This window comes from Candidatus Krumholzibacteriia bacterium (assembly GCA_030748535.1).
Lineage (GTDB): Bacteria > Krumholzibacteriota > Krumholzibacteriia > JACNKJ01 > JACNKJ01 > JASMLU01.
This window is the reverse complement of record JASMLU010000003.1, coordinates 130,278-155,464: the sequence shown is the minus strand read 5'-3', so window position 1 is coordinate 155,464 and position 25,187 is coordinate 130,278. Positions and strand designations below refer to the sequence as shown.

Sequence of the window (25,187 nt, the reverse complement as noted above, 5' to 3'; positions counted from 1 at the left end):
GATCGGGATTGAATCAGTGGAGCAGGAGGGCTAGGATTCGGTGACTTTATTCCAGGAGGAAAGATGAAACACGCAATCTGGATGGCAGCCCTGCTTCTTCTGACGGGTGTGGCCCTGGGAGCCACGGTCACCGAGCCGCATTCCAAAACCGGGTTTCCCGCCAGCATTGAACTGGGAGAGGGAGACAGCGCGGTGCAGCTGGACGCCCTGGGCACGGGCCTTCGCAAGAAGTCGATCATCAAGGTCTATGCCGCCTGTTTCTACATTGCCAGAGGACAGGAATTGGGAGAAGACCGGGCCGCAGACGCCATTCATGGGGACTTCGCGAAGCGCATCGACATGTACTTTCTCCGCAAGGTCGGGGGCGCCAAAATCGCCGGTGGCTTCCGCGACGGGGTTCACAAGAGTCTCGATGGCCACGACGAGGCACTGGAGGCTTTCTGCGCCATGTTCACGGGTAAGGTCCAGAAGCATGAGAGCATCGTGCTGGAGTATCTGCCGGGACGCGGACTGGAAGCTTATCAGGGTGGAAAGAGCCTGGGTCTGGTCACGGACATGGACTTGATTGCCGCCCTCTGGGCCACCTGGTTCGGCGCAGATCCGGTGGGCGAGGAACTGAAGAAGGGCTTGCTGGCGCTCTAGATGTCTCTTCGAATCAGTATTCTGGGTTCCTATGGCACGGGGAACCGGGGGGATCATGCGATCCTCCTGCAACTTCTCCGTTTTCTGGAATCGAAAACCCGGGAAAGCCGCTACACGATTCTCTGTCGTGATGAGGACCGCTTGTCCTCGCGCCTTCGCGTGGATTTCCCGGAGGGTTTTAAGCGGGTGCGCGTCCTGCGCTCTTCCTTTCGGAAGCGCCCCCTTTCCCTGCTCTTTGCCGCCCTCCGTTGCGACCTTTTTATTCTTGGGGGTGGTGGCCTGCTCTGGGGAAAGGGACGGGGAAATCTGGCCTACTGGCTCCGGCTTCCCCGGCTGGCTCTTTTTGCCCGCAGGAAACTGGCCTTCTATGCGCCCGGCATCCTGAATATCGAGGGTCGCAGGGCTCGCCGTCTCCTGAGTTCGGTTGCCCGCCGTGCCGCGTTTCTTTCCGTGCGGGATTATGACGGACAGGAAGAGCTGCTTCGTTGTGGGATTCCGGAGTCGGACATTTTGCTCGGCGCAGATCCGGCCTTTCTCTATCCACCTGCAGAGAAGGAGCAGTCACGAGCCATACAGGAGGCCCGGGGCCTGGCGGGTCGGCGCTGCATCGGCCTGTCGGCCCGTGACTGGCGGGGAAGGCTCTCGGCGGGACTCTTCTCGCGCCTGATTTCCCGGCTACTGGAAGACGAGGACGCCAGCCTGCTCTTCTTTGCCCTGAAAACGGGAGGAAAACCCGGAGATACGGATCGCGACGACATCGCGGTTCTTCAGGCACTTCTTTTGACCCTCCCCGATGAGCTTCACCAGAGAATCCATCTCGTGGGCGAGGGAGAGTCTGTCGAGAACATCATTGCCCTGATGGGAGCCTGTGAATTTCTACTGGGAATGCGTCTCCACGCCCTGATTTTCGCCTCGCTTGCGGGAACCCCTTTCGGCGCCCTGCCCTACGATCGGAAAGTGGAGGCCTTTATGGAAATGCTGGGTCTTCAGGACTCACTGCTTCTTCCCGATGAATTCGGACAAGTCGAGGCCATGGATGCCCTGGTGTCACGACTTCGGGATGCCAGGAAGCGGGGGGGAGAGGACGGCCCCCGGGAGATTCGCATTGCCGCCGCGCAATTGTCCGTGCGCGCGCAGGACATGCACCGCAAACTTGGGGAATTCCTGGAAGTCAGCTTTCCCGATTCTGTCCGTCGCGGAGATTCCTGATGCCGCGCCCCGTGGTTTACTTTTCGCCCATTCCCTGGAGAGGGCTTTACCAGCGCCCCCAGCACATGTGCCGCTTCCTGGCCCAGGACCGGCAGGTTCTGTTCGTGGAGCCGAAGACCCTGTCTTCTTCGGAAGCCCCGGATGCGATTGAGAATCTGGACTTTCTCACGCTCCCCGTCTTTCCCTTCAATGCCAAGAACCCCCTGATTCGTGCGATGGCCTTTCTGGCGGGAAGCCTCCCTCCCCTTCGCTTTCTCCTGGAAAGAGTCCAGGCTCGTCGTCTTCGGCGTGCCCTCAAGAGCCGGCACCTGAATCTGCCCGTCTTTCTTTTCGGGCACCCGGAAATGCAGGGACTTCGAAAGCACTTTCCGGGAACGCCCCATGCTTATGACCACATGGACGATGTTCTTCAGTTTGGAAGAGTGTCCACTTCCCTGCGGCGGGATTTCCAGGAGATGATTCGCGATGCCTCCTTTGTGGTTTGCACAAGCGAGGAACTGGAGGCACAGATCCGGCTCGCAGGTGGCGACCCGATTCTTCGCATCGGAAACGGTGTCGAGTGGGAGCGCTTTGCCGAGTCCTGGAAACTGCCAGAGCCTCTCGCCCTGACTGCAATTCCCGTGCCTCGCGTGATCTACACGGGAAGCGTGGCCGAGTGGTTTGACTTCGACCTGCTCTATGAAACGGCCAGGCTGATTCCCGAGATGTCCTTTGTGATCGTGGGTCCCCTTCGCCCCGCCCTGGAGAAGAGGAAAAAGCAGGCACCGGAGAACATTCACTTTCAGGGAGCCAAGCCCTACCTGGAACTACCGGCCTGGTTGGGCCACTCCGATCTTGCCATCATTCCTTTTCAGTGCATCCCGCTGACCCGGGCGGTGGATCCGGTGAAGCTTCATGAATACTCTGCGGCCGGGCTTGCTGTCGTTGCGACTCCCTTTTCCCATGAAATCCAGTCCGGGGGAGTTCGAACTGCGAAGAATGCCGAGGAGTTTGCCGGGGCAATTAAGGAGGTCCTGAAGCAGGCAAGAGACCCCGAGGCCCTGCGGAGGAAGGCCCGAAAGAAAAGCTGGGAAAGGCTTCTTGAACCCCTTGACCGTGCTTTGGACGATTTCTAGTTTCCTGTCGAACAACAGCAATGACGCCCTTTGGGGCAAAAAAACAGGAAACACTATGGAATCAGCAAAAAGAGTGATTATCTTCAGCACTCCCACCTGCAGTTTCTGCAGGAAAGCGAAGTCTTATCTGAAGGAAAAAGGAGTTCGCTTCAAGGAAATAGATGTCTCCCGCGACCTGAGCGCAGTCTGGGACATGGAGAGACGGAGTGGCCAGCGGGGAGTCCCCGTAATCATGATCAACAATCGCCCCGTTGTGGGATTTGACACTGCCAAGATCAACCGGCTTTTAGGTCTTCACTAGCCGGAAAAGCAAAGGAGCCCTCATGAATATCAAGCCTCTTGATGACAGAGTTTTGCTCGAGGTTCTCGAGGAAGAGCAGACCAGTAGCGGCGGGATCATCATCCCCGACACTGCGAAAGAGCGTCCCCGGATCGGCCGGATTGTGGCCGTCGGTACCGACGAAGAACTTCAGGAAGTGGTCAAGGAAGGGAACCAGGTTCTCTTCGCCAAGTACAGTGGCGACGAGATCAAGGTGGCCGACCAGGAGATGTTGATCGTCTCCCGTGGCGACATCCTGGCGGTGGTGGAGTAATTCACCGAAAGATGTGTGTGTAAATCTTCGGCCCGGACCCCATGGTCCGGGTTTTTTTGTATCCGGAACCAGACTCTGGCAGCCAGCCATCGAAGATCCCCGCGTTGACTCTCTCCGGTTTTCGCCCTAGATTCCGTCAATCAAGGAGTGATTCATGAAGTTTCTGTTCTGCATTCCGATCCTGGCGGCCTTTCTTTCGAGTCCCCTCCTGGCCGAGGAGGGCGAAGGCGTACCGATCCTGGTGATCCCCGAAGCCGAGTTCGACTTGGGCGAGATTCCGCAAAGTCCGCGCGTAAGCCATGTCTTTCGCTTCGAGAACCACGGCGATGCGCCACTCGTGATCCACGAAGCGAAGGGAACCTGAGGTTGCACGGCTGCCGTCGCATCGACGGAGCCTGTTCCCCCGGGCGGGGAAGGCGAAATCACCGTGACCCTGAATCCGGAAGGCCGTTCCGGTAGAACCGTCAAGAAAATCAAGATCAAGTCCAATGACCCGAAGAACCCCTTGCTTCGGGCGACCCTGATTTCCTACATCATTCCCGATTTCGGTTTTGAAAAGAAAACCCTGAGCTTTGGCAAAATGAAGCAGGGAGAAGTCCACCGAAAGACCGCGAAGCTGATCACCTACTATCCCGAAGAGGCGAAGATTCGGGAGATCAAATGCTCCGCTCCCTGGCTGTCGGCGCGCGTTCTGAAAGAACTGGCGCCGGGGAAGTACGAAATCGAAGTTACGGCGGGTGAGGAGATTCCTGCCGGGCGAGCGAACGAGACGCTCACGGTTTTCGGAACCCTGGAAAACCCGGACCGGGCCCGGCTGCGAATCACTGGCATGGTAAGCGGAGACATTGAGATCAATCCCGCGCAGGTCACCTTCAAGCTGGAATCTCCCGAGATCGACGACCTTCCTCCCGAAGAGATCGTCCTGCGGGGAAGCCCCAAACGACCATTCCAGATCATCGACTTCGAGGATCAGGAGGGACGACTGGAGCTGGAACTGGAAATTCTGGAAGAGGGAAGCGTGTACCGCCTGAAAGCATGGCTGGCCGAGGACTTGCCCGAGGGTGAGCGCTGGCTGCAGGGCACGATCCAGGTCCAGACAGATGCAGTAAGCCAGAAGGAAATCCTGATTCCCTATCGGGTGGTTCTCTTGGGTCTCACTCGAGGTAAATAAGCTTGGAACCCTGCCACGAAAACCATGGCCCCCCTGTCCTGCTTTCAGAAGAGGACAGGGGAGTTTTATTTTATGAGAGAGTTGGCTTTGACAAAACCCGATCTTCGAAGTAGCGAGCGAGAGAGAACTCTCGCGGGCGAGCCCTTCGAGCTTTGGGTTCATAGAAGCCGGGACACCCTCTACGCCACGCTCCTTCGAATCCTGCGCAACGAAAGTGAAGCAGAAGACCTGCTTCAGGACACCTATCTGCGAGCGCTCTCCCGCCTTCACAGTTTTCGCGGAGAAGGGGATCCTGTCGGCTGGCTTCGCCGCATCGCCGTTCGATTGGCCCTGAACCACCTGAGGCGGAAGTCGCTTTTGCGCTGGATTCCCTTTGCGGAATCAGGAGAGCAGCCCGTCGCTGAAGTTTCCTCCCGGGGAGCGGAACATCGACAACGCCGCGAACGCCTGGAGGAACTTCTTCGCAGGGAGTCCTCGCGCTCACGAGTGGCCTTCTCCCTTCGTGTTCTGGATGACCGCCCCTACGCAGAAATCGCAGAACTCCTGTCCTGTTCTGAAGCCTCCGTGCGCAGCATCGTTTCTCGCACACGGCTTCGACTGGAAGAGGAGATTCGCAAACGAGGTTGGAACGATGACTAAGCCTGTAGACTGGAAATCAATGCTGGAAGATCGGGAACCCCGCTTGGGCGACCGGGCCGCCGCAGACATCGAGGAGGCTGTTCGCAATGCCTCCAGCGGCTCGCGTTTCCGCTGGCCACGGCGTGCCTGGCTATTGGCACCCGTTCTGCTGTTTCTGCTTCTCGCCTGGCCCCCCGCCGAGCCGGACATTCTGCTTCTCGATGAAGAGAGCTTCCTGACCTCTCTAGCAAACTGGGACGGGGAACTCACCGAATATACCGAAATCAACTGGGAGGGAGACTGGAGCTCCAAGGACCTTCTCTCTCTCGGTGAGGAACTGGAAACCTTAGACTTCTGAACCTGGAGGAATGATGAAAAAGTGGATCCTGTGTTTGTTGATTCTCCTGATTGCCAGCTCCGGCATGGCCCGCCCCCGGGACCGGAAGCCGGAGAAATGGCGTGGACACGAGAAGCCCCGCGAAATGGTGGACGCCTTCCGCCTCTATCGCCTGACCGAGGAACTGGCACTGAATGAAGAACAGACCGCCAGGATCTATCCGCGTTATGCGGAGATCGCGCGAAAATCGGAGGAACACCGCGAGGAAACCGGCAAGGCGGTCAAGGAGCTCAAGAAGCTGCTCGAGGATGGAAAGACCGGCAAGGCGGCCGATCTGGCAGAATCCATTCATGCCTCCCGTGCGGAGTTTTTTCTGGAACAGCAAGGTCTTCGGGACGAGATCTTCCAACTCTTCGATGAGGAGCAGAAGGCCCGCTTCATTCTTTTTGAGCGGAAATTTCAGAAGCACCTGAAGAAGGTCATGGACAAGCGCGAGAGAGGCCGTCGCGGCCGCAGAGCGGGAAAGCCGGGCGCAGAGCGCGGGCCCGGACGCCCCGGTGGACCCGGAGTCCCTCATCCCGGAGGCTGGTAGCCTTCCCTGCCCCCTCCTTCGGGAGGGGTTTTTTCTTCTCACTTCCGCCCTGTCCCGCTAGGCTCCCTCCACAATTCCAGGGAAAGGGGTTTTCGTGGAAGGGAACTTCATTCAGCGTCTGTTCTCAAGCCTTGACCAGCTCTTTTCATCCATGGAGGCCTGGGTCACACCCTCCCCGGCTCTGGACAGCTTCCTGAGCCGTCTGGATTCCTGGGTCTGGGGCAACTTCCTGGTCTTTCTGCTGGTTGCCACGGGTCTCTATTTTGCCCTCCGCAACCGATTTATCCAACTTCGCAAACTGCGACACGCCATCGACCTGGTTCGCGGGAAGTACGACAATCCCGACGATGAAGGCGACATCAGCCACTTTCAGGCTCTGGCCACGGCGCTTTCGGCAACGATCGGAACGGGGAACATCGCCGGAGTAGCTACGGCCATTGCTGCCGGAGGCCCGGGAGCGGTCTTCTGGATGTGGGTCACCGGGTTTTTGGGAAGCGGGATCAAGTTTGCCAGTTGCACGCTGGGAATGCGCTTTCGGATTGTTCACGAAGACGGATCCGCCTCGGGCGGGCCGATGTACTACCTGGAACATGGCCTGGGGCGTCGCTGGTTTTCCTCCCTGTCCACGCTGGCAGCCCTGGTGGGCGCCTTTCTCCTGTCCTGGCAGGTGGGAAGCGAGAGCATGAGCGCACCCCTTCGCGCCCTGTTGCAACTGATGGCATTCTCGGGGCTTCTTTTGATCTGGTTTATCGCTCTGCGTCTGCTTCGATCCTGGAGTGCGCCCCTTGCGCCGCGCTTCGATCCCCTTCTCCGCGCTCTTCACTTCCAGAAATGGCTGGCCGTGCTCTTTGCTCTCTTTGCCGCCATTGCGAGTTTTGGAATCGGAAACATGATCCAGGCGAACAGTCTGGCCCTGCCGCTGTACGAGGATCTCGGGGTTCCCAAGAGTCTGACCGGGATTATTCTGGCCCTTCTGGCCGGTCTTGTGATCATCGGGGGAATCAAGCGCATCGGCCGTTTTACCGGGAAACTCACGCCGGCCATGACCATAATCTATGTGATCGGTGCAATGGCGATCCTGATCAAGAATGCCTCTGCCATCCCCGGCGCCTTCGAACTGATTTTCTACCACGCCTTCCACCCGACGGCCGCCGCCGGAGGATTTGCGGGTGCAGCGGTATCGCTGGCAATTCAGAAAGGGGTCGCCCGGGGTGTTTTCAGTAATGAGTCTGGTCTGGGAAGTGCGCCCATCGCCCATGCGGCGGCAAAGACCCGGGAGCCGGTGCGCGAGGGGCTCGTCGCCATGATCGGACCCTTCGTCGATACGCTCCTGATTTGCACGATGACGGCCCTGGTGATTTTGACCACCGGCGCCTGGACCCTGACAGACCCCGGCACGGGTCTGGGCCTCACCAGCACGATTCTCTCGAAAACAGCCTTCGAAATGGGACTTCCGGGATTCGGAGGATGGATCGTAACCTCCGGCATCCTGCTCTTTGTCTTTTCGACGATTATCGGCTGGAGCTATTACGGTGATCGCAGCGTGGAGTATCTCTTTGGAAGCAAGGGGATCCGGGTCTACCGCTGGATCTACATTCTCCTGATTCCCCTCGGTGCGGCCATGAAGGTGGAAGTGATGTGGACGATTGCCGACATCACGAACGGACTGATGGCCTTTCCCAACCTGGTGGGCCTGATCTTCCTGAGTCCTTTGGTGCTTGAAATGACCCGCGAGTACTTCAGTCGCGAGCAAAAACGGACAGGGTGATTTTTTACATGAGCTGCGAGAGGAAGGTTCTCGCGGGTACCACGACCGGTCCCCTCGCATCGTAGAATAATCGTGATAATTCTACGATAGTATCGATTTTAATCACGACCCCCGGGGGCATCCCCTCAACGCAGCCCGATGTCCCAGAGGATCACCGGCTTTCCATCCTTTGCTTTTTCCAGACGGAGACCGCGCATATTACCCAGATCCAGGGTCTCGCGGGGTAGTCGCAGAAGAATCACTCGCTCTTCCTTGTCCAGAAGCCGGATCTTCCAGCGCCATTCCCCGCCACGCCGGGCCTTGCTTTCCAGCACCAGATCAAGCTCTGTGGCCCCCTTGATCGCTTCCACTGTAATTTCGATCTGCTCAAAGAGCCTCCAGTCCCGAAGCTCCGGCCGAAAAGTGGCACTGGAATCCAGCGTCAGGACTCCATCGGTCTCACGAACCCCACCCTTCCAGCCCCGGGAAACCGCTTCCTCCTCCAGAAGGGAATGAAACTCTCCCGAAAACGCTTCCCGCCTTCGCCTCAGAAAGTCCTCCGCGTATCGATCATCTCCGGACAGGAGATCCAGTGCCGCCCTGCGCCATTGAAGCAGCCAGCCCGGAGAAGGAAGGCTTCGCCCCCGCGCCGCATCGCAATCCAGACTCCGGGCCAGGGGTCGCGAGAGGGGACTTCGGGAATGCTCCAAAGCCGACAAAAGACCAAGATCCTCCAGGCCGTCCTGAAAGCGGCGGGCGAGCAGGGTATTAGCTTCCGGTAAATCGACAATCAATTCCGAGAGCCAGGAGAACCAGGCACAAAGAGGAAGCAGGCGGGCAGAGACGGCGGCGGCCCGGGGGTTCAGGCTGGGGATGTCGCCGGGGGGAAGATGCGTGGCTCGCGCACGCTCTCCTTCTTCTCCATTGAGAATCAGTTCTTCGAGGGAAGGCGCTCTTCCCCTGTCCAGAATCCGAAGAGGGGCACTTTCGATTTCATAATCCAGAAGCTCCAGGGCCAGGGTGAAGCTCTTTTGGCCGTGCCGACTGTGAATCGTGATTTCGCTTTCGTAGTAACCGGGCCAGCTGCCATGGGGAATCTTCGCCTCCAGCCATAGTCGCAAGATGTTTCCGTACTTCAGGGTCTGTCGGGAGACCGGGCGGAGAGACTCGTCACGATCAACGACGAAGAGAGACAGGCAGTTTGCAGGGAGAGAGTCCCCTTCTTCGCTGAGCAGCACCCCTGCTGTCAGGCGGAGATCTTTCAGGGTTTCCCCGGCCTCGATCAGAAGCTGGAGAGCCTCACTTTCACCGATGGCCATATGAAGCGAGGAAGAAGACTCATCTTCGACCGAGGGAAGGACTTCCGGAAAGTTCCGCGGAGGGCTGGCAAGGGAGTGAAGGAAGGAAAGACGCAGGTCGGGTTCCGCGAAGGAAGAGGAGACCATCAGCAGAAGCGGGAGCAGAATGAACCGGGTTCCTGTTTTCATCTTCCCTCTCCTCGCTGCTTTCCTGAGGCCTTTACGAAGTGAAAGGCTTCCTTGCCCTGGGCATGGGCCAAGGCTTCCAGCGGCCTCTTTGCTTTTTGAAGAGCCTCTTTCCACTCCGACTCCGGGTCACTGTCGTAGACCACGGCTCCACCTGCCCCGACCAGGGCGCGCTTTCCGAGAATCTGAACGGTCCGGATGACGATGTTCAGGTCCATCCCGCCATCGAAACTCAGGTATCCGATGGCACCGGAATAGAAACCTCGTTCGCAGGGCTCCAGTTCCCCGAGAATCTGCATGGCGGCGATTTTCGGGGCCCCTGTCATGGAGCCACCGGGGAAGGCGGAGGCGAGAAGATCCAGCCGGTCACGCCCGTCGGGAAGTTGTCCGGCAATCGTGGAGACCATCTGGTGAACGGAGGCATAGGTTTCCAGGGCGCAGAGTTCCGGGACATGAATGCTTCCCGTCTGACAGACCCGGGAAAGGTCATTCCTAAGAAGATCGACGATCATGATGTTTTCGGAACGGTCTTTCTCGCTTCCCCGTAAGTCGTCCTTCAGGGCACGGTCTTCCCGGGGGCTTGCCCCGCGAGCTCGTGTTCCCTTGATCGGACGGGCTTCCACACGACCCTCCGGACTCACAGAAAGAAAACGCTCCGGACTCGAGGAGCAGAGCGTGGCTTCCGGCAGTTCCAGATAGGAGGAAAAGGGAGCGGGATTGCTTTTTCGCATTTCGAGAAAAAGATCCACCGGTCGGCCTTCGAAGCTAGTTTCAAAGCGGGTGGTCAGGCAAAGCTCATAGGCGTTGCCATCGAGAATCTCTTCCCTGCATCGGGCAACGGCCGCCCGGTAGGACTCCCCGTTCAGACTTGTTCTGACTTCGAGGCTCTCGCCGGATCTTTTGTGAACAGGTTCTGCTTGCTGTTCCGAAGGGATCTCATCGCGAAGGGACTGGGCCAGTTCCTCCGCCTTTTTCCCGGCAGACTCCGGGCTGTCTCCAAGACCGTATCCCAGGGCAAAACCAAGACCCTCCCGGTGATCCAGCAGGAGAAACCGTTCGTAAAACTGAAGGGAAATCTCCGGCAGTTCCAGGCACTCCTGACTTGCTGCCTTCAGGGGAAGAAGCTCCCGGCCCAGTTCATAGGAGAAAACACCGATCGCTCCTCCGGGAAAGGGAACTCCCGGTTCAGGATCCGGAGCGGGAAAGCGGGAAAGAACTTTCCGAAGTGCCAAAAGAGGCGCTTCATTCCACTCTTCCCGTTCTCCGCGAAACTCAAAACGGTTTCTCTTGTTCAGGCTTTGAAAACGGGCAAAGGGGCTGTGGGCCAGCAAAGTCCAGCGACTTCGTTCATTGTGCTCTCCGCCGCTTTCCAGCAGGGAGAGTCCTTGACCACTCCAGGACAGAGCCAGGCTCTCTAGATCGGGAAGCCCGGAAAGGGGGAGTTTGCACAGAGAGGAGAAGATCCTGTTATGCCCGTTCATGTCATCAGAATACGCGAGCAGGGTCACAAGCTCAAGGCTCCTCGTTGACGGATGGGCATTCTCGTCCTACTTTCGCTCCGTCTCAGGCCAAGGGAGGGCCATGATCCTGCCCGTTGGACACATTGCCCCGGACTTCAATCTCATCAACCAGACCCATCAGCGCAGCAGGCTCTATGATCTGTCGGGCCCGAAGGCCATTCTCTTCTTTCCCACAGCCTTTTCCTTTTATTGCGGGAACAAGATCCCCGGTGTTGATGCACTGGGCGCGGATCTGAAAAAAGCAGGGTTTCAGCATTTTCTGGCGATCAGCCGGGAAAGCCCCTGAGCCAGTCAGGGTTTTGCCAAGGCTCTCAATCTGGAGCATTTCACCCTGCTTTCGGACATGGACAATCGCGTGGCTTGCGAGTGGGGGACCTACATTCCCTCCGGAACACAACGAGTAAACAAACGCGCCTTCTTCCTTCTCGATGAAGAAAACCGGATTCGCTACTCCCATGACATCACCCTGAAGCCCTCCGGTTTTGATCTCGTCTGGATTCTTTCAAACCTGGACAGCATTCTCGGCGATCCTCCCCCGGAGCCCGCACCCTGGGACGGCCCGATCCCGGAGGAAGAGGAAATGCCGACAGGAGAGATTCCGGCACCCGGAGAAGAGGCCCCCGATTTCGAAGTCATGGAAAGCCATATGAATCCGGTAGCTCTTCAGGACTTTCGGGGCCGGCGCGTGGTTCTGCTGTTTTACCAGCATGACTACTCTCTTGCCTGCAGCGAACTGCTTCTCGACTATGCGTCTCAGCGCGGGGAATTCGAAAAACGCGACACCGTGGTTCTCGCCATCAACCGGGACAACCCCTACACGCACCGGGCTTTTGCCAAGGAGTTTGGTTTTAACGACAGCCATCTTCTCTCGGACATGAACGGAGCGGTGGCTCGCCGCTGGGGGCTCTTCGTCGGAGGAGCTGAGCGTGCGCACAAAAAGGCCGTTTTTCTGCTGGACGAAAAGGGGCGGGTGCTCTGGAGCGAGGTTCTGAAAACGCAGGAGTCCCTGCTTCCGGCAAGAGAGATTCTCGCAAAACTGGACGAATTGGCTGATTGAAAAAGCGGGCCGGAAATCCGGCCCGCCCGCTTCACGTCTCAAGCCAAGGAGGGTTGCTCGATTCAGTACTCCCTCTACACGGCCCGGGAAGTTCAGTTCCCGTTTATTTTCGGATTCTCTTTCCGGAGCGGAAAAACTTCGAACTCATCCAGAGTTTTCAGGCTCTCCGCCGCTTCTTCGGCTCTTCCCAGTTTCTCCAGCAATTCCGCTCGAAGATGGTGGTATTCCGCATAGCGATCAAAGCTCGACCTTGATAAGTCCAAATGTTCCAAAGACTTGTCCCATTGTTCAGACTGGGCGAGGCTTAGTGCGAAGATCCAGTTCAAACCCTCATTGTCGGGGAGAAGTTCGAAGGCCTCGCTACAGGCGGCTTGGGCCTCTGCGGATTTTCTGGTGGCGAGATGGGCCAGGGCAATCGAGAGAAACTCACCTGCCTGTCGGCGTGGATGACGGTAGGCGGAGAAATAGGCGATCAGGGCCAGAAGAACATAGAGAAGAGCCAGTTTCGTGGATGCGACGGCGATCAGAATCGCCAGTCCGAAGAGAGCAAAGAAGAGACAGCCCCAGGGGGTCTTCCCGGCAGGTGCCAGAATACCATGCCGGTTTTCCTTTTCCCGAAGAGTCAGAGAGAGGGGAGCTCCGCCGGGAGCTTCCAGGGAAGAGGGCTCGCGCACGGGAATGCTGAGCCGGATGATGCCCGGAGCCACGGGCTGTCGTATTTTCGTTGTACTGGAAAAGATCATTTTGTCCTCGGGGACAGGAAATCAGGTGGACTGACCCCAGAGTTCGCCTCCGCCAGTTCCTTCTTTCTCTTCACCCTCGTCTTCGCTGTCCTCTTGTCCCGGAAGGACAGCGTTCATGGTCTCTCGGTCCTCTTCCGGGAAACACCACATGTGCATGGGATACACCGCTTCCAGCGCCTGGATGCTGGGGCTGATTTCGTCGATTTCGCGAATGCTCCCGTCTCTTTGCCTCACCATGATCCCGCTCGAGGCCAGTTGGCCCGGATCATACTGGCGATAGAAAATGTCCGTCGCATCCTCAAAGAGAAAACGGTACTTCACCTCAGAGCCGTACTTCTCCCGCATGAGGTTCCAGGCCCTTTCCCTCAGTTCCTTGAACTCGGTTTCACTTGCAGGGGCGTGGAAGAGGCGAACCTTGTAGAGGTCCCGATGAATCAGACGGCGTGCCATGTCGCTGAGAACGGGATCTTTTTCGCGCATCCAGATTTTCATACAGACCTTCAGTTCTGCGTCATCAAGCAGCAGGTAATCGGTAAGCTCCATTTCCTCTCCTGCCAGAATACGGATCACCGGATGACCATCCGGGGCATAATGCAGCTCCTCCCGGCGGAGAAGCTCCTGAACCCGGCGAATCAGGGAGATGAACATGGCCTGAGCGCTCCAGACCGTCTTGTGAAAATACACCTGCCGGTACATGTGATAGCGGGCGAGCAGGTAGGCCTCCGTGGGATGGAAGCCCTTCGCGCCGATGATCACCGAATCGTGATCTTCATCGCGCAGAGCTTCCAGTCCGAGAATCAGTCTCTCCAAATCGAAGATCCCGTATTTCACCCCTGTCATCGTGCTGTCGCGAAGCAGGTAGTCCAGGCGGTCTGCATCCAGTTGTCCGCTGATCACTCGGCTGAGGAACTTCTTCTGCAGGCGGTGATTCAGGACATCGATAATCCGGCGCGGAAGCTGCGGATGAAACTCCCGGAGAACCCGGTTCACCTCTGTGGAGGAATCCAGAATGATGCGTCGGGTCCACTCTTCGTGGCTCACCCCGAGGACAGCTTCAGAGACATGGCTGAAGGGGCCGTGCCCGAGGTCGTGGAGCAGGGCGGCCACGCGAGTCCAGAGTTTTTCCTTGGCGGTGATCTCTTCGCTCTTGGAAAGCTGCTCCAGAATGCGACCGGTGAGGTACATGACACCGATACTATGGGCAAAACGGGTGTGCTCGCCGCCCTGGTAGACCAGGTTCGTCAGCCCCAGTTGCTTGATGCGCCGCAGGCGCTGAAACTCCGGCGTATTGACCAGATCCCAGATCAGTTGATCAGCCTGGCTCTCAAGGTCCAGAGTGATAATTCCGTGAATCGTGTCGCGAAGGAAGATTTCTCGTGAAGCCATGCGATGAAGCTAAAGGCTTGGAGGGTACAAGTCAATGCGGTGCGATAAGATCCCCGCTTGTGAGCTATGCTTCCGGACAGTATTCTCTTTCCATGCACCCAAGGATACTCCTCAGCCGCGAAGTGGATCTTGGCACCCTGAAGATCGGGGGCCGGCAGCCCCTGTCCTGTCAATCCATGATCACGGCACAGACCGAGGACAGCGAGGCGGCCTACCGGGAAATCAGCGAACTGGAAGAAGCGGGAGCGGATCTGGTCCGGCTAACGGTTCCTGGCCTGAAGGCAGCCGCTTCTCTTGAGTCCCTTCGCGAGCGAATGGCAAGGGCAGGGATCTGCACTCCCCTGGTTGCAGACATTCATTTCAGCCCGGAGGCTGCTATTCTGGCGGCGGACTTTGTCGAGAAAGTCCGCATCAACCCCGGCAATTTCTCCGACCGAAAGCGCTTTGAAGAATCGGAATTCACGGACGAGCATTACCAAAGGGAGCTGGAGAGGGTGGCGGGCCTTTTCACGCCTCTTGTGGAAAAGTGCCAGCGACTGGGCCGCGTCCTTCGCATCGGAGCAAATCATGGTTCCCTTTCCGACCGCGTGATGACGCGCTTTGGTGACACTCCCCGGGGCATGGTGGAAAGCGCTCTCGAGTACGCCCGCATCGCAGAGTCTCTCGACTTCCACGACCTTGTGTTTTCCATGAAGGCCAGTTCCGTGCGAACGGCCATCAATGCGGGCCGCCTGCTTGCCCTGGAGCAACTACGCCGAAGCGAGGAAGAGGGTCTGCCGGTGTATCCCTTTCATCTTGGTGTGACAGAGGCCGGGGAAGGGGAGGACGCTCGCATGAAGAGCTTCCTGGGAATCGGGGGGCTGCTTCGCTGGGGAATTGGCGATACTCTTCGGGTGTCCCTGACCGAAGAAGCGGTGCGGGAGATTCCTGTGGCCCGGGAATTGGCAGCGCATTTCGAGGAAGCCAGAACGGATGCAGTTCCCTGGACTCTTCAGGAGCTTGTCGAAGCCCTCCAGGGGGAGAAGCTTCCCGCAGCCCGCGCACTGGAGGATCCCGGACACCGTCACCCGGTGATTCTATCACCGGTTCACTGGAAACCCGGAGTGGAGGATCTGAGATCTACCGACTGGGATGAAAGCGCCCCGGACCACATCAGCACAGAGGAGCGTGGTGGCTGCTCAGAGGTCGACAAGGAGGATGTCCTGGCCCTCTGCCTCGGCCCCGGACTCGATCTTCTGGAGGGTCGCAGCGGAGGACTCAGGGTCTTGGCAGACAGCGCGGAATCTGCCCGGGAGCGATGCCGCCTCGCCTTTTCGCTCTTACAGAACACAAGGCTCCGCATGAACCGTGCTGACTTTATCACCTGTCCCGGATGCGGGAGGACTCACTTCGAACTCCAGGAAGTAAGCAGGAAGTTGCGCGACAGGTTTGCCCACAGAAAAGGACTGAAGATCGGAGTCATGGGCTGCCTTGTGAACGGCCCCGGGGAAATGGCCGATGCGGACTACGGCTATGTGGGTGCGGCTCCCGGTCGCGTGGACCTGTATCGAGGGCAGGAATGTGTGGAAAAGAACATTCCCGAATCAGAGGCAGTGGAGAAGCTGGAAGAGTTGATCAACTCCCGGGAGCAAACCAGCGACCCCCGAGATACTGGGCAGTAATCGCGAAGGCCAGTGAAAGCAGAATCCACCGCGCGTCCATACCAAGCCAGGTTCTCATCCAGAAGAGAAAAGGAATGGGAAGGTGAATGGCCAGAAACCATCGCAGGCTTCTATTGGGAACACGGACTCGCCAGGCACCAAAAGGAAGGTTCAGCAGAAAAACGCTGACGGCCAGAAGCACCGCTTTCTGAAACAGAATCATCCCAGAACCACGACCTGACCCGCGCTACCTTCCAGGACGCGCCCCACGAAACAGGCATCGGCAACTCCGGCTTCCAGAAGTTCCGACAGAAGGTTGTCTGCATCGGACTCTGCAACGGAAATCAGAAGCCCCCCGCTGGTCTGGGCATCGCAGGCCAGCCAGAGATCCTCTTCACGCGCACCTTTTGAAACCAGAAAGCCCTTAAGTGCCTTGCGGTTTGTGCGGGAACCTCCACAGAGGCGCTCCTGCAATATCATGTCTCTTGCGCCGGGGTATTCCGGGAGATCTTGACCGAAGAGTTCCACGGTGAGCCCGGAGGCCAGTGCCACTTCATGGACATGACCCGCCAAGCCGAAGCCGGTGACATCGGTAAGGGCGTGAACCCCGCGGGAGGGATCCGCCTCACTGCGAAGGGCCACATCTTCGACAAAGGGTTGCAGGGTTTCCGCCGCCAGTTTGTTCAGGGTCATCATGCCCTGAACCGCCGGCTCCATGTCCTCTTCGCTTAAATCACCGGAACCGTAGCCGGAGAACAGGGCTGCCGTTCCCAGAGCCTTGCTGAGAATCAGACGATCACCGGCCTTTGCCCCGGAATTGGGAAGAACGCGCAGGGGCGATACAGTTCCGGTCACGGAAAGACCGTATTTCAGTTCGAAGTCCTTGATCGTATGCCCGCCCGCCAGCACAGCCCCCGCCTCGCGAATCGCACTTTGCCCTCCCCGCAGAATCTCCGCGAGAATCGACTTCTCCAGCTTCGGAGGGAAGCAGCAGATGTTCAAAGCCGTGAGCGGTGTGCCGCCCATGGCGTAGACATCGCTGAGTGAATTCGCTGCGGCGATTCTGCCAAAGCGGAAGGGATCGTCCACATTGGGGGTGATAAAGTCGAGAGTCTGTACCAGGGCTAGCTCCGGGGAGACCGGGCAGACCCCGGCATCGTCGGAATGCTCGATTCCCACGATCAATTCCGAACTTTCCTCCGGGGAAAGCTTCGAGACGATTTCCGCCAGGTCCTCCGGACCCATCTTGGCAGCTCAGCCGCCTGCGCCGGCGAAATCCGTCAGCCTGATTTTGCGATCTTCTTCCATGGGGAGAAGCTAACGGTTTTCGGGGTTTGATCAAGGAAAGACGAGAGGATTGACAGATGACCCCCCCTTTTCTTTCTTAGTGGAGGTTGTTAACTCTTTTACACTTTGGATTATGCCCCGATCAAAACAGAACCGGAAAGTAAAGGGTGTCCCCGAGGCCACGATCCTGCGGCTTCCGCTCTACCTGAATCGCCTCCGTGCGCTTCAGAGAGCCGGCGCGGAACAGGTCAGCAGCCGTGAACTCGCCGATGGTCTGCAAATCAAGGCCGGACAACTTCGCCACGACCTCCATCACTTCGGTGGTTTCAGCCGCCCGGGTCACCCCTATGAAGTGGACGCACTGATCCTTCGCCTCATCGAGGTTATGAAGCTCGGCCACTGCCCCTACATTATTGCAGGAGTGGGACAGCTTGGTCAGGCTATCGCCAACTACACACACTTCGACGAGTACGGTTTTCGCCTGAAGGGCCTCTTCGATGTCAACCCACGCATTCAGGGCATGCTGGTTCGAGACATTCCCGTGCGAGGCCTTCTGGAGATGGATTCCTTCATCCGCAAGGAGAAGATCGAGATGGGGGTTCTCGCCGTGCCCCCTTCTGCGGCCCAGGATGTCGTGGATCGAATGGTGAAGGCGGGAATCAGGGGGATCTGGAACTTCGCTCCCGTGGAACTGGAAACTTCCCCTGATGTCGTGGTTCAGGAGGAGTTTCTTTCGGTGAGCCTTATGGCCCTGAACTTCAAAATGAAGTCTATTTCTTCAGGGTCTTGAAGGGCTCGAAAGTCATGAAGTCCGCGTGGTGGGCGATCAGCCCCTCGATCGTTCTCGGAAAAGCGTCCCCCTCCTTTGAATGCACTGCAATCAGGTGACAGACTTCCGGCGGCAAACCAAAGCGTTGGGCAACAGCAACCCCGGTGAAGGGGTGGCGAAGGAGCTTGCCCAGATCACTGACCTCCACGCGACCGTCCCTCTTTGTGTATTCCTGTAACTTGCCCACATCAATCAGGATGCTTCCGGCGATCAGCACATCCAAGTTGATGGGAAGGGCGTCGCCGTAGAACTCCTGCATCTTGAGAGCGCTGTCCCGGCAGATATGCACGACACTTCGCTTGTGTGCCATGAAGCTGACGGCTTTTTCCGTAAGCAAGGTAAAGGGAATCTCTTCGAGGTCCGAAGCATCGAGATCACTTTCCTCGATGGCCACTTCCCAGCAGCGAGCTGTTTTCTCACGCAGCCCATCGTCTTCAATCCAGTCCAGTTCCGGCCAAAGGGCGCGTATTTCATCCGCCATTCTTGTCCCCTATTGGTTGCTGAATTCGTTTGGCTCCCGATTGAACCCCGCATCCGTCCTTCGGGTGTTGTGGGACCGCCTCACTTCATCAATAAACTCCGGGTCCATGTCGATTCTCTCGTCGCATTCCCTTCGCAGGTCAACGCTTGAAGTCATGTTTCCGGCGTGAACCAGATGCACGATCACTCCCATGTCCTTGATCTGCCGGATCACCGGAACAAAGCTGGAGTGGGGCGCGAGGAGGATCAGGTGTTCAATCATGCCGCGCGCCGCCAAGGACACCATGTCAGCTACCATGAGCACATCCACGCCCTGTTGTTCGTAGTCCGCATAGCCTTCCTCGTCCACATAGCGAAGAGTGCGGCCCAGCTTGACTTCAAAGCGGGGAAGGAACTCAAGGCGATGGAAGAAACCCTGTTTCTTCTGCACCCTTTCCAACTCTTCTTCGCTGGGGTCAGGCGCGGCCCAGGGTAAGGCGTGGTAGTAGAGGGTGCGAAGCAGGGTGAGGTGACGACCGGTCTGTCGGCCTGCCTCAAGCACCAGTTCCCTGGCAAGTTTGTGGTAGTCCACCTGCGCCCGGTCGTACTCCTTGATCAGAAGCATCTCCAAATACGCACCATCAATAAGAATCGCAGCTTTCGACATGTGTCACTCTCAATCTATGGAATGTTAAACTCAAAGACCCGCCCCGCGAAGGCGGCATCTACCTGAACCAGCCTCTCTTCGTCAAAGTGAAAGCGCCCGAAGGCCCTTCGTCGATGAAGCGGAAGTTTCACTGACTCCGTCTTTACCTCATACAGATAGAGAAAGCGTTCGCGCCGGTCCTTTCTTTCGATCCATCGTGCCGTGGGCTTTCCCAGAGCTGTTTCGACCTGTTTCTTGTCGGGCATCAGGCTTCGGAGCTGTTGCCGGAGAGTCATGGTCCGCAAGGTGGATTGTGATCGATCCACATCTGCAGAACCTATTCCCTCGAGCAGGTTTCGCAAGGCTTCCGCAGGGAAGAGTTGGTTGAACTCTTCAGGAAAGTGAATTCCGCAGAAAAGCTCCTCGTGGAAATCGAGCGTGTAGTCAAGGTCCCGCCCTGGCTGTTCACCCCAGCCAAACTTCAGTCCCTCTGTTTCTCCCAAAGGAACCCGCTCTGCGAGAGGAGCGATCCTCAGGAAGGAATACACACGGCTCGTGGTCTGCTCTTGCGAGCGGATCAACTCCGACGGGGTCACTTTCATGACCCGGTCAATATCGTCCCCGCTGAGAATCGGGTTCAGACATGAAACGGAATAGTGACTATCACTGAGAAACTCAAAGTTCTCGGAAAAGTCCTTTAGCTGGTTTTTGAGTTTTAACAGTCTCCAGTAAACACAACCGCTTGATGAAACCACTCCGGCTATCAACAGGGCGAATAGAATCCAGCGTAATAATCGCATGGCAGTAATCTAGCGAGGAAGACAGGTGCTGGCAAGGAAGGAGATTTCCGAATCACATTCCGCGGCGGTACTGCCCCCCGATGTCGTAGAGCGCACGGCTCATCTGGCCGATCGTGCAGACCCGGGCAGCATCCATCAGGGCTTCAAAGATGTTGCTCCCGGAGAGGGCCGCCTCGCGGAGTCTCAATAGAGCCGCTCCAGAGCGATCTCCGTGGAGTTTCGAGAGGTTTCGAACCTGCTCAACCTGCCCTTGCTTTTCCTCTTCCGTGGAGCGGATCATTTCCGTTTCCTCTACGCGACCTTCCTCGGTCTCCGGATTCTGGAATGTATTGACTCCCACAATGGGAAGTTCGCCGCTGTGCTTGAGGGTTTCGTAGTGGAGACTCTCCTCCTGGATCTTCCCCCGCTGATACATGGTTTCCATGGAACCGAGGACGCCGCCGCGGTCGGTCATCGCATCGAATTCCCGAAGCACGGCCCCTTCCACCGCATCGGTCAGTTCGTCAATGATAAAGGCACCCTGCTCCGGGTTCTCGTTCTTTGCCAGACCAAACTCCCGGTTGATGATCAACTGGATTGCAAGGGCGCGGCGTACAGACTCTTCGGTCGGCGTGGTGATCGCTTCATCATAGGCATTGGTGTGCAGGCTCTGGGCATTGTCATTGATGGCGTAGAGGGCCTGCAGAGTGGTGCGAATGTCGTTGAACTGGATCTCCTGAGCGTGGAGGCTGCGTCCGCTGGTCTGAATGTGGTACTTGAGTTTCTGCGAGCGCTCGTTTCCTCCGTAGAGATCCCGCATGGCAATCGCCCAGATTCTCCTTGCGACACGACCGATCACGGAATACTCGGCGTCCATTCCATTGCTAAAGAAGAAGCTCAGGTTCGGGGCAAAGCGGTCAATCTCCATGCCCCGGGCACGATAGTACTCCACATAGGTGAAACCGTTGGCAAGGGTGAAGGCCAACTGGCTGATGGGATTCGCCCCCGCCTCGGCAATGTGATAGCCACTAATGGAAACACTGTAGAAATTACGCACACCGTTCTCAACGAAGAACTCCTGGACGTCCCCCATCATTTTCAGGGCGAACTCCGCGCTGAAGATGCAGGTGTTCTGGGCCTGGTCTTCCTTGAGAATGTCGGCCTGAACGGTGCCACGGATATTGGCAAAGACCTGATCACGGATCTCCCGGTACTCCTCTTCCGGCAGCAGGTCTTCTCCGCTGACCCCGAGCATTCCCAGAAGACTTCCGTCGTGTCCCTCCGGGATATCCCCCCGGTATTGCGGCTGTTTGCCTTCACAGAGGGATGAGATTTTCTCTTCGTCCCAGCGCCCGCTTTCCTTCAGGCGTTTTTCCACCGCCTGATCCACGGCGGCATTCAGGTAGAAGGCCAGCATCATGGGTGCCGGGCCGTTGATGGTCATGGAGACACTGGTTTTCGGGGAACAGAGATCGAAGCCGGAGTAGAGTCGCTTGACATCGTCGAGCGAACAGATGCTCACGCCACTGTTTCCAACCTTGCCATAGATGTCAGGACGCTCGTTTGGATCTTCTCCATAAAGAGTCACGGAATCAAAGGCCGTGGACAGGCGAACGGCCGGAAGTCCCCGGCTCAGGTAATGGAAGCGGCGATTCGTTCTCTCCGCAATTCCCTCTCCCGCAAACTGTCTCGTCGGATCTTCTGCGGTACGCTTAAAGGGAAAGACACCCGCAGTATAGGGGTAACTACCCGGCAGGTTTTCTCTTGCGAACCACTGAAGCAGTTCTCCCCAGTCTCGGGTCGAGGGCAGGGCCACCTTGGGGATCTTTGTTCCCGACAGACTTTCCCGGTAGTTTTCTACCCGGATTTCTTTTCCCCGAACTTCGTAGGAGCTTTCATCCTGCTTCAGGGCATCCTTCCGGGACTCCCATTCGGCCAGTTGTTTACGGAAACCGGGGTCCAGTTCGGATAGCAGTTCCTGGTATCTTTGCTTCAGGAGTTGAATCTCTGGCTTGCCCACGAGAAGGGCTTCCGGCTTGTAATCCTGATCGACGGGCGGGGGCTCTTCGCCCCACTCACGAAGGGCTCGCGCCAGACCGTCGGCGCGAAATGCCAACTCGGCCTGTGACCCGGATTCCTTGTGGTGGCTGCGAACAGCCTCGGAAATCTCCGAGAGATAGCGAACCCGACTTCCGGGAACCACGCTGGGAACATCCGTCGCCCGCTCGGGCATTTTCCCGGCCTTCCATTCTCTTTCTTCAGCGGCTTCCAGTTGCTTCAAGGTCCATTCAAAGAGACGGTCGACTCCCTCATTACCAAAGTGGTTGGCTGCGGTCAGAAAGACCGGCATGCTATCAAGGGGCATTTCAAAAAGATCCCGATTCCGCTGGACCTGCTTACGCACATCGCGAAGGGCGTCTTCTGCGCCACGCTTGTCGGCTTTGTTAATGACAACGCCCCGGGCAAAATCGAGCATCTCGATCTTTTCCAGTTGGCTTGGCGCACCGAACTCCGGAGTCATGACATAGAGGGACAGGTCGCAGAGGTCTGCCACCTGGGAGTCACTCTGTCCGATTCCCGCTGTCTCGAGAATGACAAGATCAAAGCCCGCGGCACGAAGCGCGAGGAGTGCGTCCTCGACCACGACGGAGGTGGAGGCATGGGCGCGACGGGTTGCCATCGAATGCATGAATGTTCGAGGGCCATGGACAGCATTCATCCGGATTCTGTCCCCCAGGAGTGCTCCTCCGGTGCGGCGGCTGCTGGGATCCACCGAGAGGATGGCAAACTCGCGCTCGGGAAAATGGTGAAGAAAGCGGCGAACCAGTTCATCGGTCAGGGAGCTTTTTCCGGCTCCACCGGTTCCGGTGATTCCCAGAACAAGAGGGGCCGGACTGCCGAGACGCCCGGAGAGGAAGTCCCGATATTCTCCGGGTTTGGATTTCTCCAGCAGGGTGATACTGCGAGCCAGGGCCAGAGAATCGCGGGCAAAGAGGCCTTCGGGAATCGTGTCGAGATCATCCGTGGTGGAAAAGTCTGCGCGAGTCATCATGTCCCGGATCATTCCAAGCAGACCCAGAAGCCGGCCGTCTTCTACGGAGTAGATTTTCTCCACGCCGTCCGCTTCCAGTTCCCTCGATTCTTCATCGGTGATCGTGCCTCCGCCACCACCGAAGACCCGGATATGACCAGCTCCCCGTTTACGAAGCAGATCCACCATGAAATGGAAATACTCAAGGTGTCCGCCCTGGTAACTGGAAACCGCAATTCCCTGAGCGTCCTCCTCAATGGCCGCTTCCACGATTTCCTCAACCGAGCGGTTGTGCCCGAGATGAATGACCTCGGCGCCTTCTTGCTGGAGAACTCTTCGCATGATGTTGATGGATGCATCATGTCCGTCAAACAGGGAAGCTGCGGTCACAAAACGAAGCTTGTGCCTTGTGCCGAATTGGGTCTCGCCCGCTGATTCCGTTTTTGTCTGTTTCATGCTCCCACGGTATCCAAGTCACTCGAAAGCGTCAACTACCAGGCAAGGAAAAGCCCCCCTCAAAAGAGAGGGGGGGCAGCATGCTCAGGTGCTCATCGGCGGCTACTTCAGAAGGACGCCGCGTACGGTTTCCGTCATTCCGCCGGAACGAACCCGGAGGAAGTAGATTCCACTCGGAACAGATTCGCTCGCATTGTCCATTCCCGTCCAGTCCATCTGCATCCAGCCATCCTGAGAGGCGAGGGTCTCGGAACTGTGAACCCTCCGTCCCAGAGTATCGAAGATCTCCAGGCCAACCGGACCTTCAGAGGCATAGAAGCGGAGAGTGGTCTTCGGGTTGAAGGGGTTCGGGAAGGCGCTCAAGCCCAGCGAGGCCAGAGGAGCATCGCCTTCGCCAACACCGGTGAAGTCATCATAGGTGTTGTAGAGCCAGAACTTGTAGAGCTGGACATCACCGGTTCCCCCGGCACTCTGGATGCGGATGTAGTAGATGCCCGCGTCCATGGCGAAGTCATCGAGAACCTCGTTTTCCCCGAGGCCCGTGTCATTGACGGTCGCCAGGGTGACAAAGTTCTCATCGAAGATGATCATGGAAAGATTGTGCTGCTCATCCGTGTGGATCCAACTGGCGGAACCACCTTCGGGGCCGACCTGATAGTAGGATCCCACCGGAGCAAGCGTGACATCGAGGGAGGCGTGAGCAGACATTTCGAAGCGGAAGTAGTCCTTGTCGTTGCTCGCGTCGATGGAGAAGCCACTATCCAGAATCGTGAGACCATCACTGATCGTTCCCCAGTCCGTGGCATCGGCGAAGTCATCGTTCTTCTCGAAAGGATCTCCATAGTTCTTCTGGCCACCGCGGACGTCGTCTTCCTTGGGACCTTCAAAGTTGCTGTTGTAGTAAGCTTCCATCAGCTTCGTGTAGTTCGTGGGAATTACATGGCCGAGTCCCATACCGTGACCGTGCTCATGGGAGACGACATTGGTGATGAAGCGATAGTTCTGGGAAGAGTTGCCCCAGTTCTCCGAAGAGTCGAGAACCATGTCTCCGCCACTGCTGGGGTAGTAGTTGTAGGCCAGGGTATTGCTCGAACCGTCGATGTTGCAACAGGCAATCCTGACATCTCCGCGGACACCGATCACGCCGGTGGAGTTAGGGAAGGAAGCTCCATCATCCGGCTGCTCCACATAGGTGAGCCCGGCCTTGGCAGACCAGAGACCCAGAATATCGGCAAACAGGGCCTTCCAGGTTGTTTCATTCGGGAAGTGGCTGTTCATTTCCGCATAAAGAGTGCTGGACTGCCCTTCGGCGGGAACCCAGGTTCCATCGGGCACGAAGCTGTAGCCAATAGTGACCGGGTCGCCGAGATAGCCGGTCCAGCCATAGGAGGTCGTACTCCAGCGGCTTACGCGATTGTAGCGGTCTCCCTCATCACCGGTCCAGGTGGGGAGGCTGCGGAGAATCTCTTCCACACGCTCTTTCGGGGTTCCGGGGGCGATACAGAAGGCACGGTCAGCAGTTTCCACGCAGGTGGAGTAGTGCTTCCCGGGAACCGGAAGTTCGAGGCGGCAGAGATCGTCCACCACGCGCTGGAAAGCGATCTCGTTCAGAAGTTCATAGCCTTCGGAGCAACTCTGGCGAGCCAGAGCAGTATTCATGGGGATCGCCAAAACCAGTAATCCGAGTGCGAAAAGGATCCGGATGGCGGACAATGAGATGCGAAACATGGAAACCTTCCTGTTGCAGGGGCCTGAGCAGGCAGTAATTAAACAAAGTCCACGGGAATTATACCATGTTCAGCCAGCCATGGAAAGGGCTGCGAGAGAATCATCATTATTGCAGATA

At 57.5% G+C, this 25,187-nt stretch carries 25 protein-coding genes; 14 read left to right on the top strand and 11 right to left on the bottom strand.

All coding sequences use genetic code 11. The annotated features are described in order from the left end of the window. Positions 1 to 63 precede the first annotated feature (63 nt). From QGH30_05940 to QGH30_05895, 10 genes are all read left to right on the top strand, one after another. On the top strand, positions 64 to 642 hold the full coding sequence (locus QGH30_05940; GenBank protein MDP7021877.1) for a chalcone isomerase family protein: 579 nt from the start codon (positions 64 to 66) through the stop codon (positions 640 to 642). Continuing rightward, positions 643 to 1,851, top strand: coding sequence for a polysaccharide pyruvyl transferase family protein (locus tag QGH30_05935; protein ID MDP7021876.1), 1,209 nt, complete (start codon positions 643 to 645; stop codon positions 1,849 to 1,851). Then, positions 1,851 to 2,966: a glycosyltransferase gene (locus QGH30_05930; GenBank protein MDP7021875.1), complete on the top strand. Its 1,116-nt coding sequence runs from the start codon at positions 1,851 to 1,853 to the stop codon at positions 2,964 to 2,966. The genes QGH30_05935 and QGH30_05930 overlap by 1 nt, the downstream gene beginning before the upstream one ends. A 55-nt stretch (positions 2,967 to 3,021) precedes the next feature. Continuing rightward, positions 3,022 to 3,267 carry a glutaredoxin domain-containing protein gene (locus tag QGH30_05925; protein MDP7021874.1) on the top strand — a complete coding sequence of 82 codons (246 nt, stop codon included), beginning with the start codon at positions 3,022 to 3,024 and terminating at the stop codon, positions 3,265 to 3,267. 22 nt (positions 3,268 to 3,289) lie between these two features. After that, positions 3,290 to 3,559: a co-chaperone GroES gene (locus tag QGH30_05920; protein ID MDP7021873.1), complete on the top strand. Its 270-nt coding sequence runs from the start codon at positions 3,290 to 3,292 to the stop codon at positions 3,557 to 3,559. A 154-nt stretch (positions 3,560 to 3,713) separates the two neighbouring features. After that, positions 3,714 to 4,730 carry a DUF1573 domain-containing protein gene (locus QGH30_05915; GenBank protein ID MDP7021872.1) on the top strand — a complete coding sequence of 339 codons (1,017 nt, stop codon included), beginning with the start codon at positions 3,714 to 3,716 and terminating at the stop codon, positions 4,728 to 4,730. Positions 4,731 to 4,802: 72 nt separating this feature from the next. After that, complete coding sequence (locus tag QGH30_05910; protein MDP7021871.1) at positions 4,803 to 5,369, top strand: RNA polymerase sigma factor; 567 nt, start codon at positions 4,803 to 4,805, stop codon at positions 5,367 to 5,369. After that, positions 5,362 to 5,706, top strand: a complete 345-nt coding sequence (locus QGH30_05905) for a hypothetical protein (protein ID MDP7021870.1) — start codon at positions 5,362 to 5,364, stop codon at positions 5,704 to 5,706. The genes QGH30_05910 and QGH30_05905 overlap by 8 nt, the downstream gene beginning before the upstream one ends. Positions 5,707 to 5,719: 13 nt before the next feature. Next, positions 5,720 to 6,277, top strand: coding sequence for a hypothetical protein (locus QGH30_05900; protein MDP7021869.1), 558 nt, complete (start codon positions 5,720 to 5,722; stop codon positions 6,275 to 6,277). Positions 6,278 to 6,371: 94 nt separating this feature from the next. After that, positions 6,372 to 8,045: a sodium:alanine symporter family protein gene (locus QGH30_05895; protein MDP7021868.1), complete on the top strand. Its 1,674-nt coding sequence runs from the start codon at positions 6,372 to 6,374 to the stop codon at positions 8,043 to 8,045. A 125-nt stretch (positions 8,046 to 8,170) separates the two neighbouring features. Here the strand turns inward: QGH30_05895 and QGH30_05890 are convergent, their stop codons facing one another. Together QGH30_05890 and pabB are read right to left on the bottom strand one after the other, a co-directional pair. Next, on the bottom strand, positions 8,171 to 9,511 hold the full coding sequence (locus QGH30_05890; protein ID MDP7021867.1) for a hypothetical protein: 1,341 nt from the start codon (positions 9,509 to 9,511) through the stop codon (positions 8,171 to 8,173). Further along, entirely contained in the window at positions 9,508 to 11,016 is a 1,509-nt protein-coding gene (gene pabB, locus QGH30_05885) for an aminodeoxychorismate synthase component I (GenBank protein ID MDP7021866.1), read from the bottom strand. The genes QGH30_05890 and pabB overlap by 4 nt, the downstream gene beginning before the upstream one ends. Positions 11,017 to 11,089: 73 nt before the next feature. Here pabB and QGH30_05880 point away from each other — a divergent pair, with 73 nt between their 5' ends. Together QGH30_05880 and QGH30_05875 are read left to right on the top strand one after the other, a co-directional pair. Continuing rightward, the gene (locus tag QGH30_05880; GenBank protein ID MDP7021865.1) at positions 11,090 to 11,314 is read left to right on the top strand and encodes a redoxin domain-containing protein; all 225 of its coding nucleotides are present in this window, start codon (positions 11,090 to 11,092) and stop codon (positions 11,312 to 11,314) included. A 57-nt stretch (positions 11,315 to 11,371) separates the two neighbouring features. Then, positions 11,372 to 12,085: a redoxin domain-containing protein gene (locus tag QGH30_05875; protein ID MDP7021864.1), complete on the top strand. Its 714-nt coding sequence runs from the start codon at positions 11,372 to 11,374 to the stop codon at positions 12,083 to 12,085. Positions 12,086 to 12,177: 92 nt separating this feature from the next. Here the strand turns inward: QGH30_05875 and QGH30_05870 are convergent, their stop codons facing one another. Together QGH30_05870 and QGH30_05865 are read right to left on the bottom strand one after the other, a co-directional pair. After that, positions 12,178 to 12,828: a hypothetical protein gene (locus tag QGH30_05870; protein ID MDP7021863.1), complete on the bottom strand. Its 651-nt coding sequence runs from the start codon at positions 12,826 to 12,828 to the stop codon at positions 12,178 to 12,180. A gap of 21 nt (positions 12,829 to 12,849) precedes the next feature. Beyond that, the gene (locus QGH30_05865) at positions 12,850 to 14,214 is read right to left on the bottom strand and encodes an HD domain-containing protein (GenBank protein MDP7021862.1); all 1,365 of its coding nucleotides are present in this window, start codon (positions 14,212 to 14,214) and stop codon (positions 12,850 to 12,852) included. Positions 14,215 to 14,306: 92 nt separating this feature from the next. Here QGH30_05865 and ispG point away from each other — a divergent pair, with 92 nt between their 5' ends. Continuing rightward, a complete protein-coding gene (ispG, locus tag QGH30_05860; protein MDP7021861.1) occupies positions 14,307 to 15,875 on the top strand; it encodes a (E)-4-hydroxy-3-methylbut-2-enyl-diphosphate synthase in 1,569 nt (522 codons plus the stop codon). On the opposite strand, the gene QGH30_05855 is transcribed toward ispG, so the two are convergent. Further along, positions 15,829 to 16,077 carry a hypothetical protein gene (locus QGH30_05855; GenBank protein ID MDP7021860.1) on the bottom strand — a complete coding sequence of 83 codons (249 nt, stop codon included), beginning with the start codon at positions 16,075 to 16,077 and terminating at the stop codon, positions 15,829 to 15,831. The two genes, ispG and QGH30_05855, sit on opposite strands and share 47 nt — an antisense overlap. Further along, positions 16,074 to 17,099 (bottom strand): selenide, water dikinase SelD, encoded by a 1,026-nt coding sequence (gene selD, locus QGH30_05850; GenBank protein ID MDP7021859.1) that lies wholly within the window; start codon positions 17,097 to 17,099, stop codon positions 16,074 to 16,076. The genes QGH30_05855 and selD overlap by 4 nt, the downstream gene beginning before the upstream one ends. A gap of 175 nt (positions 17,100 to 17,274) precedes the next feature. Here selD and QGH30_05845 point away from each other — a divergent pair, with 175 nt between their 5' ends. After that, positions 17,275 to 17,931 carry a redox-sensing transcriptional repressor Rex gene (locus QGH30_05845; GenBank protein MDP7021858.1) on the top strand — a complete coding sequence of 219 codons (657 nt, stop codon included), beginning with the start codon at positions 17,275 to 17,277 and terminating at the stop codon, positions 17,929 to 17,931. On the opposite strand, the gene QGH30_05840 is transcribed toward QGH30_05845, so the two are convergent. The 5 genes from QGH30_05840 to QGH30_05820 all read right to left on the bottom strand — a co-directional run bounded on the left by QGH30_05840 (position 17,912) and on the right by QGH30_05820 (position 25,069). After that, complete coding sequence (locus QGH30_05840; GenBank protein MDP7021857.1) at positions 17,912 to 18,451, bottom strand: phosphohydrolase; 540 nt, start codon at positions 18,449 to 18,451, stop codon at positions 17,912 to 17,914. The genes QGH30_05845 and QGH30_05840 overlap by 20 nt on opposite strands. Positions 18,452 to 18,460: 9 nt before the next feature. Further along, on the bottom strand, positions 18,461 to 19,096 hold the full coding sequence (locus tag QGH30_05835; GenBank protein ID MDP7021856.1) for an NYN domain-containing protein: 636 nt from the start codon (positions 19,094 to 19,096) through the stop codon (positions 18,461 to 18,463). Between the two features lie 14 nt (positions 19,097 to 19,110). Further along, positions 19,111 to 19,875: a hypothetical protein gene (locus tag QGH30_05830; GenBank protein MDP7021855.1), complete on the bottom strand. Its 765-nt coding sequence runs from the start codon at positions 19,873 to 19,875 to the stop codon at positions 19,111 to 19,113. 52 nt (positions 19,876 to 19,927) lie between these two features. Beyond that, a complete protein-coding gene (locus QGH30_05825; protein MDP7021854.1) occupies positions 19,928 to 23,341 on the bottom strand; it encodes a methylmalonyl-CoA mutase family protein in 3,414 nt (1,137 codons plus the stop codon). Between the two features lie 102 nt (positions 23,342 to 23,443). Next, a complete protein-coding gene (locus QGH30_05820) occupies positions 23,444 to 25,069 on the bottom strand; it encodes a zinc-dependent metalloprotease (protein ID MDP7021853.1) in 1,626 nt (541 codons plus the stop codon). Between the last annotated feature and the right edge of the window lie 118 nt (positions 25,070 to 25,187).